The sequence below is a fragment of the Limnohabitans sp. genome (assembly GCF_044361645.1).
Classification (GTDB): Bacteria; Pseudomonadota; Gammaproteobacteria; order Burkholderiales; family Burkholderiaceae_C; genus Limnohabitans_A.
The window spans coordinates 1-15,453 of record NZ_JBIKIL010000090.1 but is presented as its reverse complement, the minus strand read 5'-3'; the positions used below and the strand labels follow the sequence as shown (position 1 = coordinate 15,453).

Annotated in this window: 12 protein-coding genes and 2 pseudogenes; 7 read left to right on the top strand and 7 right to left on the bottom strand. The window is 60.0% G+C overall.

Features of this window, described 5'->3' with window-relative positions:
- From ACIQ39_RS13760 to ACIQ39_RS13730, 7 genes and pseudogenes are all read right to left on the bottom strand, one after another.
- On the bottom strand, positions 1-2,144 hold a 2,144-nt coding region (locus tag ACIQ39_RS13760; protein WP_396435172.1), incomplete at its 3' end, for a class I SAM-dependent methyltransferase.
- A gap of 3 nt (positions 2,145-2,147) precedes the next feature.
- Positions 2,148-3,500: an ABC transporter ATP-binding protein gene (locus tag ACIQ39_RS13755; RefSeq protein WP_396435171.1), complete on the bottom strand. Its 1,353-nt coding sequence runs from the start codon at positions 3,498-3,500 to the stop codon at positions 2,148-2,150.
- On the bottom strand, positions 3,490-4,311 hold the full coding sequence (locus tag ACIQ39_RS13750; protein WP_396435170.1) for an ABC transporter permease: 822 nt from the start codon (positions 4,309-4,311) through the stop codon (positions 3,490-3,492). The genes ACIQ39_RS13755 and ACIQ39_RS13750 overlap by 11 nt, the downstream gene beginning before the upstream one ends.
- On the bottom strand, positions 4,311-4,862 hold the full coding sequence (gene rfbC, locus ACIQ39_RS13745) for a dTDP-4-dehydrorhamnose 3,5-epimerase (RefSeq protein ID WP_396435169.1): 552 nt from the start codon (positions 4,860-4,862) through the stop codon (positions 4,311-4,313). Before rfbC ends, ACIQ39_RS13750 begins: the two co-directional genes overlap by 1 nt.
- A gap of 2 nt (positions 4,863-4,864) precedes the next feature.
- Entirely contained in the window at positions 4,865-5,737 is an 873-nt protein-coding gene (rfbA, locus tag ACIQ39_RS13740; RefSeq protein ID WP_396435168.1) for a glucose-1-phosphate thymidylyltransferase RfbA, read from the bottom strand.
- Positions 5,734-6,516, bottom strand: a pseudogene (locus tag ACIQ39_RS13735) (dTDP-glucose 4,6-dehydratase); the annotation flags it as partial. The gene rfbA and the pseudogene ACIQ39_RS13735, both read right to left, overlap by 4 nt.
- 303 nt (positions 6,517-6,819) lie before the next feature.
- Positions 6,820-7,176, bottom strand: a pseudogene (locus ACIQ39_RS13730) (GDP-mannose 4,6-dehydratase); the annotation flags it as partial.
- 619 nt (positions 7,177-7,795) lie between these two features.
- Here ACIQ39_RS13730 and gshB point away from each other — a divergent pair.
- From gshB to ACIQ39_RS13695, 7 genes are all read left to right on the top strand, one after another.
- Entirely contained in the window at positions 7,796-8,737 is a 942-nt protein-coding gene (gene gshB / locus ACIQ39_RS13725; protein WP_396435167.1) for a glutathione synthase, read from the top strand.
- Positions 8,738-8,984: 247 nt separating this feature from the next.
- The gene (locus ACIQ39_RS13720) at positions 8,985-9,986 is read left to right on the top strand and encodes a Bug family tripartite tricarboxylate transporter substrate binding protein (protein ID WP_396435173.1); all 1,002 of its coding nucleotides are present in this window, start codon (positions 8,985-8,987) and stop codon (positions 9,984-9,986) included.
- Positions 9,986-10,957: an alpha/beta fold hydrolase gene (locus ACIQ39_RS13715; protein ID WP_396435166.1), complete on the top strand. Its 972-nt coding sequence runs from the start codon at positions 9,986-9,988 to the stop codon at positions 10,955-10,957. Before ACIQ39_RS13720 ends, ACIQ39_RS13715 begins: the two co-directional genes overlap by 1 nt.
- Positions 10,958-11,192: 235 nt before the next feature.
- The gene (locus tag ACIQ39_RS13710; protein WP_396435165.1) at positions 11,193-13,451 is read left to right on the top strand and encodes a malate synthase G; all 2,259 of its coding nucleotides are present in this window, start codon (positions 11,193-11,195) and stop codon (positions 13,449-13,451) included.
- Between the two features lie 192 nt (positions 13,452-13,643).
- A complete protein-coding gene (locus ACIQ39_RS13705) occupies positions 13,644-13,877 on the top strand; it encodes a hypothetical protein (RefSeq protein WP_396435164.1) in 234 nt (77 codons plus the stop codon).
- Positions 13,783-14,106: a cysteine-rich CWC family protein gene (locus ACIQ39_RS13700; RefSeq protein ID WP_396435163.1), complete on the top strand. Its 324-nt coding sequence runs from the start codon at positions 13,783-13,785 to the stop codon at positions 14,104-14,106. The genes ACIQ39_RS13705 and ACIQ39_RS13700 overlap by 95 nt, the downstream gene beginning before the upstream one ends.
- 3 nt (positions 14,107-14,109) lie before the next feature.
- On the top strand, positions 14,110-14,877 hold the full coding sequence (locus tag ACIQ39_RS13695; RefSeq protein ID WP_396435162.1) for a class II glutamine amidotransferase: 768 nt from the start codon (positions 14,110-14,112) through the stop codon (positions 14,875-14,877).
- Positions 14,878-15,453: the final 576 nt, after the last annotated feature.

The window sequence follows — 15,453 nt, the reverse complement described above, 5'->3', positions numbered from 1 at the left end:
GCTGCGATTTCGTTAACACGGGTTGCAGCCAGACGCTGGACATCTTCCAGAGCCACTTGGGTGAGATCGAGGCGGCCTGATAGCGCTGTGATTTCGTCAGCACGGGTTGCAGCCAGACGCTGGGCGACTTCGAGTCCGGCCTGCAAGGTACCAATACGGGCACCGCGCTCCCTCGCCAGATCCTGGGCTGTAGCCAGCGCTTTTGCGTGGCGTTCGAGATCATCAACCAGCTTAACGACGCGGGCCTGCATCTCACTGAGGGCGCTACGCAGGGAGCGCTGGGTCACGCCGCCTAGCTGTCGGGCGACGGCCGTCCTCTCGCCCGGCTGGCGGCTGGTCACGGCGAGGATCGCGTTGCTGAGGCGAGTGGCACCGTCGGCGATCTCCACCAGATCGTTCATAGCGAAAATAAATGGCTTCTGGCGGTTGCCGACAAACTCGAGCGAATCGGCCTGCAGACAGCGGAAAGCTGCATCGAGACCGGCCTGCCAGCGGGCCACAGCCTCTTCGGCGCGCCCTTCGCGGAAGGCCAGCAAGCCGACCCGCAATGCAGCATCGGCCTGCTTGGTACCAAGAGTGGGAGTGATGTGCAGGACGTCGGCGTCCACCACAGCCCGGTAGTTAGTATCGGCGCCGGCCACATCACCGCGGGCTTCAAAGAATCGCGCGCGCAGGTAATTCAGTGACACGCACCAACGGCGAACGTGGGGGTTGGCATCGTCGTGCCCGGTATTGACGTATGCCTTGACCTGGTCGAGCCAACCGACCGCCGCGGCCCCGGTGGCGCCCGAATCCTCGAGGATCCGCCAGCCCGTAACCGTGAGCCCGGCACCCAGATCGGCCGAGCCCTGGCGACCGCTGGCAACCACATCCTGGGCGAGGGCCAGCAGCGCGCCCTTGTCGCGGATGCGCCAGGGCAGCTCGACCAGAGTATGGACTAGCCACGGGCGGTCGTAGTGCTCGGCGAAATCGACGAGATGGGTGGCGCCTTCGAATCCTGCGTGGATACTTTCCTCGTAGGGCCGCTGCGCATCAGCCAGCGGCGACTTGCTGGCGCACACCAGCCACCATTCGCCTTCAGTGGTGGCCGCGGCATCTAGCGCGACGACATCCAGCTTGCGGGGCTGGGGCCTCCACACGAGGTCGCCGCCAGTCTTGCAGCCGCTGGCGGTGAGACTCCATGCGGATTCAACTATGAAATGGGCGGCGAGCTCGTCACGCACCCGGGCCCAGTCGTAGACGTGCAGGTGGTGGGGGTTCGGGTCTTCGCCGGTCTCATCGGCCCAGTCGTTGGGCACGCTAACGAAGATCCGCCCGCCCGGCTTGAGTACGCGGAAGAAAGCTGCTAGCAGGGCTTGCGGGTCGGAGACGTGCTCGAGTGTTTCAAGGGACACGACAAAATCAACGGAGGCATTCGCCATCTCATTAAGCGCTTCGGGCAGCGAGCCGCAGCGGTAATCGACGCAATAGCTGGAGTAGTTGCGCCGGGCGAAATCTACTGCCCAGTCGGAAAGATCGATGCCGGTTATTCGCGAGGCCGGGCACAGAGTGGCCAGCACGTGGCTACCGTAACCGAGGCCGCAGGCGGCGTCGAGAACGGTGTCGCCCGGGCGCACCAGGCTAGCGGCCAGCTGGTAGCGCACCAAGTGGGCGTCGGAGCGCACGCCGGCCTCGCGCAGCATATCGCTGTGAAGGTCGCGCTCGCGCTTGAGGCGGTCTGGCGTGTCACCGTCGGCGAACACCAGCGACCGGTACTCGAACAGCGCCCAGGACTCGGCGTTGCTGTCGTCGAGCCGGGCATAGCCGAAGAGTTCGGTGGTGGCGGGATGCTTAATGTAGCCGTGGCCTATCATCGCCGCCTCAACCCGCGCGCGGAGCGGCACCGCCGCATCAGCAGCGTCATCCCGGCATACCACGAAGGTCAGACGCGCGCCCTCGCAAGCCGGTATCACCTCGCCGCGGACGAGTTCTTCCAGCGTAGCGACAATCACCCAGGCGTCCCGCGGGCCATCTGCCGGGCAGGTCATGCCACTGGCGGCTAGCCGTCCAGCCAGAGCAGCGGCTTCACCAACCAGCCCAACCTGACACACGCCCAGCGCGCTGAAGACCGCTTCGCCCAAGGAGTCGAGGTAATCGGCAGTCATTATCTAATTGGAAAACTCATAGTTGAGCTGGATATCGCAAACACCACCATACCAGCGTTTAAGTCGGTCAATCGCCACGTTGAAGAAGGCCGCCTCGTCCTTCCAGTGCAGCATGCGCTGATAGCCTGGCATGAACATCTCTTCCTCGCAGACATAGGCCTGTACCTCGTAAAAACCTTCGCCCAGCAGACAACGGAAAGTCATGTCCACGACGAACTCCTCGCCCGCCTCGAAGCGCTTGTGCCATACGCCTTCGTAGCCGATATTTCCTTGGGCGGCGTTCAAATCGGCCGCGAAGGTACCGCCAGAATAAATCTTAACGCCCTCGCGGTTGCGCAGGCGGATGCCAAAGGAGAGCCGCGTCAAGGGCTTCACAAAGTGATAAGTGATGCTCAACCGGATCTCGTCGTCCGGATGTACCGTGCCCAGCAAAGGGTTGCCATTCACAAACAAATCGACGCGCTTGATGTAGGCATCGAAGTCACCGAACGACGACTTGTCATCCATTACCTCGGGCGCGAGGGCAGACGCATCAGCGGATTCGGCGGGGGCGTAGGACGGAGGCTTGTGGGTTCTGGTATAGCGTACTTCCTCCTCATGGAGGCGCCGACGGTACTCGAGGACGATCTCGGATGACGGCCCGAGCGAGCGGCAATGGCCGCCGTCGAGCAGCACCGAGCGGGACGTAAGGGTGCGTACCACTTCCTGGTCATGTGACACGAAGAGTAGAGTGCCACCATTGGACAGAAAACGCTCCAGGCGCTGGAAGCAACGCTTCTGAAACAGCGCGTCTCCCACAGCGAGCGCCTCATCGACGATCAGGATGTCAGGCTCGAGCTGCACCTGCACTGCAAAGGCGAGGCGCACGAACATCCCGCTGGAGTAGGTCTTGACCGGCTGGTCGATAAACTCGCCGATGTCGGCAAAGCCGGCGATGTCGTCGAAGCGCGCCTCAATCTCGGCCTGACTGTAACCCAGCAGGGCACCGCTCAGGAAGACGTTCTCGCGGCCAGTGAACTCGTGATTGAAGCCGGAGCCGAGTTCCAGCAGCGCCGCAATGCGCCCGCGGGTCTCGACGCGGCCTTCGGTGGGCGACAGCACGCCGGTGACAATCTGGAGCAGTGTGCTCTTGCCACTGCCGTTCTTGCCGATGATGCCCACTGACTCACCCTTTTCGAGCTCTAGCGAGATGTGCCGAAGGGCCCAGAAATCATGGGCGTAGCGTTTGGGATGCAGCCCAAGCATGCGATAAGCCTTGGGCAGGATGAGCTGCTTGAGGCGATCGCGCGGGTTGGCGTAGGTCTGATAGCATTTGCCCACATCATCAAGGGTCAGCACGATGGAGCTAGAGGACATCGGCAAAGCCTTTTCGCGTCTTCTGGAACCACGCAAAGCCCAGCCAAGCGATGGCACCTGTGGCTAGCCAGTAAAAACTCAGGTCAAGCCATTCGGGCAGCTTGCCCCAGAACAACAAGCCTCGGGTCATTTCAATTACAGGTGTCAGTGGGTTCAGATACAGCAGGTAGCGATACGCCTCAGGTAATGCCGACGCAGGGTAAAAAATAGGACTTAAAAACATCATGGATACTGTGACCACCCCAATAAACTGCGACACATCGCGTAAAAATACCCCCAGCGAAGCCAGCGCCCAACTCAGCCCCATGACGAACAGCGCAAAAGGCACCAGCACCAAGGGCAAATAGAGCATTGTGGCGTGGGGCACGCCAAAGAAAACCACGTAGGCTATCAACCAGACCAGCAGACTGATGAGTGCGTGATACAAAGCCGATAACAAGCCCACGAAAGGCAGTATTTCCAAAGGAAACACCACCTTCTTAACGTAGTTGACGTTGCCCAAAATAAGCCCTGGTGCGCGGTTGATGCATTCGGCAAACAGGTTGAACATGATCAACCCGGCAAACAGCAGCAAGGCAAATTCGGTTTTGGAGCCGCTGCCATCAGTACCCCAGCGGGCCTGAAAGATGACGCTGAATACAAAGGTATAAACTGCCAGCATGAACAGCGGGTTAAAAAACGACCACAGCAGGCCCAGTGCTGAGCCACGGTAGCGGCCCAGCACCTCGCGCTTTGCCGACGCACTGATAAGGCTGCGATGTCGCCAGAGGCTGGCCACCATTTCGCGGGGGGTGGCAGAGAAGTTTTGCATCAGGCAAACACTTCGGCTTCGGCCAGCGCTTTACCGGCTTGATCTTTGGCTGATAGCTGCGGTGTCAGCCCTCGGGGCCAGGTGATGCCGATGGCCGGGTCGTTCCAGGCGATGCAGCGCTCGTGCGCGGGGGCGTAGTAGTCGGTGGTTTTGTACAAAAAGTCAGCGCTTTCGCTCAGCACCACAAAGCCGTGGGCAAAACCAGCGGGCACCCAAAACTGCTTGTGGTTGTCTTCGCTCAGCTCCACTCCTGCCCACTGGCCAAAGGTGGGTGAGCTTTGGCGGATGTCTACCGCCACGTCAAACACAGCGCCGCGCACCACGCGCACCAGCTTGCCTTGGGGCTGTTGCAACTGGTAGTGCAGGCCACGCAACACGCCTTGGGCGCTGCGGCTGTGGTTGTCTTGCACAAAGTGCACTTGCAGGCCCGTGGCTTGCTTGAAGTCTTGCTGGTTGAAGCTTTCAAAAAAGAAGCCTCGGCTGTCGCCGAAAACTTTGGGCTCGAGGATGAGCACATCGGGGATGCGGGTGGGGGTGACGGTGTAGGGCATGATTATTTCAAAAGACCCAGTAGGTATTGTCCATAGCCATTTTTTGCCAAAGGGTGGGCTAGTTTTTGCAAGGTTTCAGAGGTGATCCATTGTTGGTGGAAGGCAATTTCTTCAGGGCAGGCAACCATGAGGCCCTGGCGTTTTTGTAGCGTGGCGATGAAGCCCGCCGCTTCGAGCAAGCTGTCATGGGTGCCCGTGTCAAGCCAGGCGTAGCCACGACCCATGATTTCAACACTGAGCTGGTTCAGCTCAAGGTAGCGTTTGTTGACGTCGGTGATTTCAAGTTCACCTCGGTGCGATGGCTGGATGTCGGCGGCGATGTCGCACACCTGTTGGTCGTAGAAGTACAAGCCGGTGACGGCGAAATTGCTTTTGGGGGCTTTGGGCTTTTCTTCAATGCTGAGGGCGCGTTGCTGGTCATCAAAGTCGACCACACCATACCGCTCGGGGTCGTGCACATGGTAGGCAAAGATGCTGGCGCCGCTGCTGCGCTGGTCGGCGCTGTGGAGCAGCTTGACCAGGTCGTGGCCATAAAAGATGTTGTCACCCAAGACCAAGGCGCTGGGGCTGTTGCCCACAAAGTCTTTGCCGATGATGAAGGCCTGCGCCAAGCCATCGGGGCTGGGCTGCACCGCATATTGAATGTTCATGCCCCACTGGCTGCCGTCGCCCAGCAACTCAGCAAAACGGGGGGTGTCTTGTGGGGTGCTGATGAGCAACACATCACGGACGCCCGCCAGCATGAGGGTGGTGAGCGGGTAATAGACCATGGGCTTGTCGTACACCGGCATGAGCTGTTTGCTCACCGCTTGGGTGACGGGGTACAGGCGGGTGCCGGAGCCGCCTGCCAAGATGATGCCTTTGCGCGCGCTCATGCTGGGACTGCCTCGTATTGCTTGGCCACCCAGTCACGGTAAGCGCCGCTTTGCACGTGGGCCACCCAGTCGGGGTTGGCCAGGTACCAGGCCACGGTTTCGCGGATGCCCGTTTCAAAGGTTTGCGCTGGCTTCCAGCCCAGCTCGTGGTGGATTTTGCTGGCGTCGATCGCGTAGCGGCGGTCATGGCCCGGGCGGTCGGTGACGTAAGTGATTTGGCTGGCATAGGGCCGACCGTCGGCGCGTGGGCGCAGTTCGTCGAGCAGCTTGCAAATGGTTTGAACGATCTCGATGTTGGGCTTTTCGTTCCAGCCACCCACGTTGTAGACCTCGCCCAAACGACCGGCTTCGAGCACGCGGCGAATCGCGCTGCAATGGTCTTTGACGTACAGCCAATCGCGAATTTGCATGCCGTCGCCATACACCGGCAGGGGCTTGCCCGCCAGGGCGTTGACGATCATGAGCGGGATGAGCTTTTCGGGGAAGTGGTAGGGGCCGTAGTTGTTGGAGCAGTTGGTGGTGAGCACCGGCAGGCCGTAGGTGTGGTGCCAGGCGCGCACCAGGTGGTCACTGGCCGCTTTGCTGGCGCTGTAGGGGCTGTTGGGTTCGTAGCGGTGGGCCTCTGTAAAGGCCGGCTCGCCTGGGGCTAAAGAGCCGTACACCTCGTCGGTGGAGACGTGCAAAAACCGGAAACTTTGCTGACTCACCCGAGACTGCCGCGCTGCGCTCGCAGTGACGTTGGGTGCGCCGGCGTGTGGTCCGCTGCCGTGTGAACCGTCATCGCGAGGTACGAAGCGATCCATGGACTGCCGCGCTTCGCTCGCAGTGACGATTAACGCGTCATCGCGAGGCACGAAGCGATCCATAGACTGCCGCGCTTCGCTCGCAGTGACGTTGAGTGAGCCGTCGTGTGACCCGTCATCGCGAGGCACGAAGCGATCCATGGACTGCCGCGCTGCGCTCGCAGTGACGTTGGGTGCGCCGTCGTGTGAACCGTCATCGCGAGGCACGAAGCGATCCATGGACTGCTGCGCTTCGCTCGCAGTGACGATTGGGCCGTCGTCGTGTGGCTGGTCGTCGTTGGGCAGTTGCAGCCAGTACGCCCGCACCGATTGCAGCAAGCGAAACGTGCCCACGATGTTGGTCTCTATGAAATCTTCCGGGCCGTGGATGGAGCGGTCCACGTGGCTTTCGGCGGCGAAGTTGATCACCGCGCGCGGTTGATACTGGGCCAACAGGCGGCTGACCAAGGCGCTGTCGCCGATGTCGCCTGGCACCAAGATATGGCGTGCATCGCCTTGCAAGCTGGCCAGGTTCTCGGGGTTGCCTGCATAGCTGAGTTTGTCGAGGTTGATGACGGGTTCGTCGCAGGCGGCGAGCCAGTCGAGCACAAAGTTGGCGCCAATAAAGCCTGCGCCGCCGGTCACCAAAATGGTCATAAAAGGTTTCCTGCGTTGATGCGGGAGATTTGTTTTGAATTGCTCAATGGCTGAGTCAAAAAAGTAACTCACAGGCTACCGCAGCCTCAGCGCACAAAAGTGTGCGGTGGCATGCAACGATGTTCGGATGCCAGATGGCCAAAAGTGAATTTAAAAAAACACTTTGTGATGGAACATGCCCTGGATGGGCCTTTGATTTTAAGCGGTGTTACTCGTTATAAAACTGACAACACTTGTTTTTTAAATATTAAATATAGCAATTTAGTTAATTTGACCGATATTTAGATATAAAAAGGACGTTATACTTTTAAATTTAAAAATACATGAAATTCTAATTTTTGTTATTTTGAGCGGTGAACCGGGATGCCGTGTGCGGCACTGCACTTTGCAAATGCCTGCCACCCGCACTGAATCTCGGCTCAAGTTGACAAAAAAGTGGCCGGGATTGCCCAGGCACCGTCGAACTTAAAAAAATGAGGCTCAACGCCGACCAGGAGCTGCTGGACAGGGTCGGCTCATTCAATGGCCCTCATGCGGACAAGGGGTTGTCGCGCAGGTCCGGGCTTTGTGTTGGGGCGCTGAGCAACGTTCTGAAAAAACAGCTTATAAAATGTTGCCCATGCACATTCTTTTCATCGCCGACCCCCTTGAGTCCTTCAAGATCTACAAGGACTCTACTTTTGCCATGATGCGCGAAGCGCAAAAACGCGGGCATCGGGTTGCAGCCTGTCAAATGACTGACGTGCGCTGGCAACAGGGTGAAGTCGTATCGGCCCAAGTGCGCTATATCACCCTGACGGGCCATCCTGAAGCTTGGTTCAACCAGACTGCGACACGCCGTGCGAACCTGAAAGACTTTGGCGCGATCATCATGCGCACCGACCCGCCTTTTGACAGCGAGTATTTTTACGCCACACATCTGCTCAGCCAAGCAGAGCGTGAGGGGGCCAAGGTCTTCAACAGCCCGGCCGCGCTGCGCAACCACCCCGAAAAATTGGCTATTTTGGAGTTCCCCTCTTTCATTGCACCCACCCTGGTCACGCGCAGCGAATCGGACATACGCGCTTTCCACGCGCAGCACGGCGCCATCATCTTGAAACCCCTGGACGGCATGGGCGGTACAGGCATTTTCAAGGTCGGTAGCGAAGGTCTGAATTTGGGTGTGATCATCGAAACCCTGAACCAGGGCGGCGCTCAAACCGTGATGGTGCAAAAGTTTTTGCCAGACATCGCGCAAGGCGACAAACGGGTGTTGTTGATCGCGGGGCAGCCTGTGCCCTTTTGCTTGGCTCGTATCCCACAAGGTGGTGAAGTGCGTGGCAATTTGGCAGCAGGCGGCAAGGGTGTGGCCCAGCCCCTCTCGGCACGCGACCGAGAGATTGCCGAAGCACTGGGCCCTATTTTGTTCGCACGCGGTCTGATGTTGGTCGGTCTGGACATCATTGGCGACAGCCTGACCGAAATCAACGTGACCAGCCCCACCTGTTTTCAGGAAATCACCGATCAAATGGGCTGCGACGTGGCCGCGCTGTTCATGGATGCGGTAGAAGCTGCGCCCTGATGCCCCGGCACCCATAAGTTTGCGCAACGCTTATTGCGCATCTGGGCCGAAATGACAGTGGACTGGCCGGGTCGATAAAGTAACAGGCCGTCCAAAAAAACACCGTTTCACCATCGAAACGTCACAGGCCAATGTCCATCAAGCATCACCTTTTTAAGCGGCTGATTTATTCGCCTGTGCGACAGGCTTTGCGGAGCGCCGTGGCATCATCTTCAGATTCATCGTAAAGGAGACTTCTGTGAACCAAATGATAAGTCGCTTGACCCGCCGCCCTGTTTTGAGCCTGGCCGCTGTGGCTTTGTTGTGCACCAGTTCGCTGGCTTGGTCGCAGAGCACGTGGCCCAACAAGCCGGTCAAAATCGTTGTGCCTTTTGCACCTGGGGGCACCACCGACATTTTGGCCCGAGCCATCGCGCCCGACTTGAGCAAAGCATTTGGCCAGCAGTTCGTCATTGAGAACAAAGGTGGCGCGGGCGGCAATCTGGGGGCAGAACAAGTGGCCAAGTCGGCCGGTGATGGCTACACCTTGCTCATGGGCACCGTGGGCACCCACGGCATCAACCGCGCCCTGTATGCCAAGCTGCCCTACGACCCTTTCAAAGACTTTGCGCCCATCACCTTGGTCGCTGGCGTGCCCAATGTCATGGTGGTCAATGCCAATCTGGCCTCTGCCAACAAGATCAACAATGTCAAAGATTTCATCCAGTACGCCAAGGCCAATCCTGGCAAGCTGAACATGGCTTCCAGCGGCAACGGCACGTCTATCCATTTGGCGGGCGAGCTGTTCAAGTCGCAAACGGGCACCTTCATGGCGCACATTCCTTACCGGGGTTCTGGCCCGGCCTTGCTCGACTTGGCGGGCGGGACCATGGACGTGATGTTTGACAACCTGCCCTCAGCCATGGCGCTCATCAAATCGGGCAAGCTCAAGGCCCTGGCTGTGACCAGTGGCCAACGCTCAGCGGCTTTGCCCGAGTTGCCAACCATTGAAGAAGCCGCCGGGCTCAAGGGCTTTGAGGCCAGCAGCTGGTTTGGCTTGTTGGCCCCAGCGGGCACACCCCCTGATGTGGTCAGCCGCATTCAGCAAGAAGTTGCCAAGTCGCTGGCCACCCCCGCCTTGAAAGAACGCTTGGCCACCTTGGGTGCGATTCCCAGCGGCAACACGCCTGCGCAGTTTGCAGCGCTGATTGAGGCCGAACACAAGAAATGGGCCGAGGTGGTCAAGGTCTCGGGCGCCAAGGTCGATTGATGGCCTGGTTTGAAGGTTTCGAGCGTGACACGCGCACGGTCGCTGGTCTGCCGGTGTGCTTTCGGCGCTCCGCAGATTGGGCCGCACAAGCGCACTTGCCCGTGTTGGTGTTGCTGCACGGCTTTCCGCAAACCCACGTGATGTGGCAGCGCGTGGCGCAAAATTTGCGCGGTCGTTACCGCATGGTTTTGCCCGACTTGCGTGGTTATGGGGATTCGTCGCACGCGGTGGGCGATGCCCAGCACCTGCACTACAGCAAACGCGCCATGGCGCAAGAAGTGCTCGGGTTGCTCGACGCGCTGGGTGTGCTGGAGTTCTTTTTGTGTGGCCACGACCGGGGGGGTCGCGTTGCGCACCGCTTGGCTTTGGACCATGCCGCACGCGTCACCAAACTGTGTGTGATCGACATCGCGCCAACACTCGACATGTACAGCGGTCACTGGGGCAAAACGCCCGAGGTGTCTGGCCCGGTAGCCGATCCTTACTTTGCCTTCGCACAGGCTTATTACCATTGGTTCCATCTGACGCAGCCCGCGCCTTTGCCCGAGTTCATGATCGGCGGTAACCCGAAAGCCTATTTGCACGCCAAACTGGGGGGGTGGGGCAGTCAAGGCTTGGGCTACATTGAGCCTGAAGCGCTTGCAGAGTACGAGCGTGCTTTTTGCAACCCAGCACCCAACGACAAGGGCTGGCCTGCCGCCATCCACAGCGCGGCCGAGGACTACCGCGCCAGCGCTGGCATTGACCTGCAGCATGACCGCGAGGGGCGTGAGCGCGGCGAGAAAATCGCCTGCGACACCTTGGTGTTGTGGGGCGACAGGGGGGTGGTCAACCGCATGTTCAAGCCGGTGGCTTTGTGGCAAGCGCAGTGCGCGGGCCATGTGACTGGCCAAGTCATGCCTTCGGGCCACTTTATTCCCGAAGAGTTGCCCAAGGCCACCAGCGATGCGCTGGCCCAGTGGATGGTTTGAGGCAATGCGCCAACCAGCCTGAGCCCAATCAGCGCGGGCGGCATGTCGGGTGCTGAATGTCAGACTGGGTAAGTGCATGGGCATTCGTGTTTAAAAGTCATGGGTCTTTGAAGTTGGCGCGGGTTTGTGGGAGGCTAAATTTAGAATAGAGTGTTTTGCCCAAATGGCCAACCAAGAGCCGCAAGGTTTTGCCTACAGGCTACGCCCGATTTTTTGACTTGAACCAGAGGTTTTCATGACTGCACGCACCGCGATTCACGACCTGCAAGTGGCCCAGCCACTGCTGAGTTTCATCAACCACCAGATGCTGCCCGCCACCGGCGTGGACCAAGCCAAGTTTTGGCAAGGCTTCAACGACATCGTGGCCGACTTGGCCCCGAAAAACATCGCCCTGCTGGCCGAGCGTGACCGCATCCAAACCGCCATGGACGCATGGCACACGGCCAACCCCGGCCCGGTCAGTGATGCCAAGGCCATGAAGGCCTACCGCAAATATTTGTCGCAAATCGGCTACCTGGTGCCTGAGCCACGCAAGGCCCAAGCCACCACCGCCAATGTAGACGCCGAGCTGGCCAAGCTGGCCGGCCCGCAGCTGGTGGTGCCCATCTTGAACGCCCGCTACGCCTTGAACGCGGCCAACGCCCGTTGGGGCAGCTTGTACGACGCGCTGTATGGCACCGATGCTATTCAAGAGGCCGACGGCTGCGAAAAAGGCACTGGCTACAACCCCAAACGCGGCGCAAAAGTCATCGACTACTGCCGCCACGTGCTCGACCGCTGCGCGCCGCTCAAGAGCGGCTCGCACGTGGGCAGCAAGGGCTACAGCGTCAAGTCCGGCAAGCTGGTCGTGAGCTTGGCCAATGGCAAAAATTCCACGTTGGCCGATGCCAAGCAGTTCGTGGGCTACACCGGCTCCGCATCAGCCCCGGCATCTGTCTTGTTCGTGCACAACGGCCTGCACCTTGACCTGCAAATCAACAAGTCCACCCCCATAGGCAAGACCGACCCGGCAGGCGTGTCGGACCTGATCGCTGAAAGCGCGCTGTCCACCATCCTCGACCTGGAAGACTCGGTGGCGGCTGTAGACGCCGACGACAAAGTGCTGGCCTATGCCAACTGGCTGGGCATCTTGCAAGGCAGCCTGAGCGAAGAAGTGCAAAAGGGCGGCAAGACTTTCACCCGCACCATGAACGGTGACCGCGAGTACACCAAACCGAACGCAAAAACCGGCAGTCAAGCTGCCAGGGGCAAGGGCACCGTCAAGTTGCACGGCCGCTCGCTCATGTTTGTGCGCAACGTCGGTCACCTGATGACCAACCCCGCCATCCTTTACAAAGCTGCCGACGGCAGCATGAAAGAGATCCCCGAAGGCATCTTGGACGCGATGATCACCGTGACCTGCGCCTTGGTCGACTTGCAAAAGAAAGCCTCGCACCCCTTGCGCAACAGCCGCACCGGCAGCGTCTACATCGTCAAGCCCAAGATGCACGGCCCCGCCGAAGTGGCCTTTGCCGACGAGCTGTTTGGCCGCGTCGAAAAAGTCATCGGCATGAAGCCCTCCACCGTGAAGCTGGGCATCATGGACGAAGAGCGCCGCACCAGCGCCAACCTCAAGGCCTGCATTGCCGCTGCCAAGAGCCGCGTGGCCTTCATCAACACCGGCTTTTTGGACCGCACCGGTGACGAAATGCACACCTGCATGTTGGCCGGCCCCGTCATGCGCAAGGGCGACATCAAGAACAGCACCTGGTTGGGTGCGTACGAGAAGAACAACGTCAACGTGGGCCTGGCCTGCGGACTGCGCGGCCGTGCCCAGATCGGCAAAGGCATGTGGGGCATGCCCGACCTGATGGCCGACATGCTCAAAGCCAAGATCGGCCACCCCATGGCCGGGGCCAACACCGCCTGGGTGCCCAGCCCCACCGCCGCCACCCTGCACGCCATGCACTACCACCAGGTGGATGTGCCCGCCCTGCAAAAGCAGATGGAAAAAGCCGTGGCCAAGCAAGACGCCAAAACCCTGCGCGACGAAACCCTGAACCAGCTGCTGCAGTTCCCCGTGGTGGCCCAAGACGCCGCCAACTGGTCGGCCGAAGACAAGCAAAAAGAACTCGACAACAACGCCCAGGGCATCTTGGGTTATGTGGTGCGCTGGGTGGACCAAGGCGTGGGCTGCTCCAAAGTGCCCGACATCAACGGCGTGGGCCTGATGGAAGACCGCGCCACCTTGCGCATCAGCAGCCAGCACATGGCCAACTGGATGCAACACGGTGTGGTGAGCGAAAAGCAAGTCAAACAAACCATGGAGCGCATGGCCGCTGTGGTGGACGCGCAAAACGCGGGCGACGCGGCCTACCAACCCATGGCGGGCAACTTCGCCAAATCGGCCGCCTACAAAGCGGCTTGCGATCTGGTCTTCAAGGGCAAGGCGCAACCCAGTGGCTACACCGAGCCCCTGCTGCACGCTTGGCGTTTGAAGGTCAAGGCGGCCTGAGTGCGCTGAGGGCTGACGAACTTTGACGCCTTGAAGCAGCGCTTCAAAACGGCACCCAAGGGTGCCGTTTTTGTTGGTGCTTGGCTGGGAAGATGACTGAGAAGATGACTGAGTAGATGACTTAGAAGACGACTGAGAAGATCGCCATGACCAAACGGTCATGCCTGAGAATGGGGTTTTAAGGAGGGCGCGATGCGCTGGATCGACCGGATTCCGATGTTGTGGCTGGCGGGCATTGCCATTTATTTGGCGGGCGCCCCTTTTGTGCCCGAGCCGCATTTGGTGGAGAAGTGGCGCATGTTGATGGATGGCACATTGCGCAAGCCCATCGATGTTTTTGACTTCTTTTTGCACACCGCGCCCTTGGTGCTGCTGGCCATTCGCCTGTGGCGCGACACACAAGCCCGCCGCCAGAACAAAGACTGATGGCCATATGACGACGCAGCCTTGCCTTGACCCTTGCCGCTGCCCCTTGTGTGGGCAGGCCAATGCCTGCGCGATGACCTTGCCTGATGCACAGCAACATGGGGCATGTTGGTGCACGCGCATGCATTTCAGCGCTGCATTGTTGCAGCGTGTACCGCCTGCTGCGCGCAACAAGGCGTGCATTTGTCAGCGCTGCGCCGGTGCACCAACTGCGCAGATCGGGGACTGATACATGTGCCAACTGCTGGGCATGAACTGCAACACCCCCACCGACGTGACCTTCAGTTTCAGTGGCTTTGCGCAGCGCGGCGGGGTGACCGACCACCATGCTGACGGCTGGGGCATCGCCTTTTTTGAAGGCCAAGGCGTGCGCCACTTTGTCGACCACCAAAGCGCCAGCACCTCGCCAATTGCCGACCTGATACGGCGTTACCCGATTCAAAGTCAAAACGTTGTTGCCCATATCCGCAAGGCCACACAGGGCGAGGTGAGCCTGGAAAACTGCCACCCCTTCGTGCGCGAGCTGTGGGGGCGTTACTGGGTGTTTGCGCACAACGGCAACTTGGCAGGCTACGCGCCGCGCCTGCACGGCAGCTTCAAGCCGGTGGGCCAGACCGACAGCGAGCGTGCGTTTTGTTGGCTCATGCAAGAGCTGGCCAAGTCGCATGCCAGCTTGCCCAGCGTGCAAGAGTTGTCCTTGACTTTGCGCGAATTGGTGCCGCAAATCGCCCGCTTTGGCAGCTTCAACTTTTTGCTGTCCAACGGTCAAGCGCTGTGGGCGCAGGCCAGCACCCATCTGCACTTCGTGCTGCGCAAACACCCCTTCACGCAAGCGACCTTGAGCGATGAGGACCTGAGCGTGAACTTTGCCGACCACACCCGCAAGACCGACCGCGTCGCCGTCGTGGTCACTGCGCCTTTGACCACGGACGAGGCTTGGGTGGCCTTCGAGACGGGCCGCCTGTACACCTTTGAGGCGGGTGATTTGAACCCAGGTTGAAGGTATTTGCCCATGATGGCAAGGCATGTTGCTGGTTGTCAACCAGACTTGTTACGCAGTCATGCCGCACCGCTGGCATTGCCGGCCCCACATCTGTCATTGCGAGGCCGCACCTCTGGCATTGCGGTCCCCCACTTCTGTCATTGCGAGGCCGAAGGCCGTGGCAATCCATGGATCGCCGCGCTTCGCTCGCGATGACAGGAGCGTCATTGCGAGGCCGAAGGCCGTGACAATCCATGGATCGCCGCGCTGCGCTCGCGATGACGGGGGGCGTCATTGCGAGGCCGTAGGCCGTGGCAATCCATGGATCGCCGCGCTGCGCTCGCGATGACGGGGGGCGTCATTGCGAGGCCGAAGGCCGTGGCAATCCATGGATCGCCGCGCTTCGCTCGCGATGACGGGGGGCGTCATTGCGAGGCCGTAGGCCGTGGCAATCCATGGATCGCCGCGCTTCGCTCGCGATGACGGGGGGCGTCATTGCGAGGCCGAAGGCCGTGACAATCCATGGATCGCCGCGCTTCGCTCGCGATGACGGGGGGCGTCATTGCGAGGCCGTAGGCCGTGGCAATCCATGGA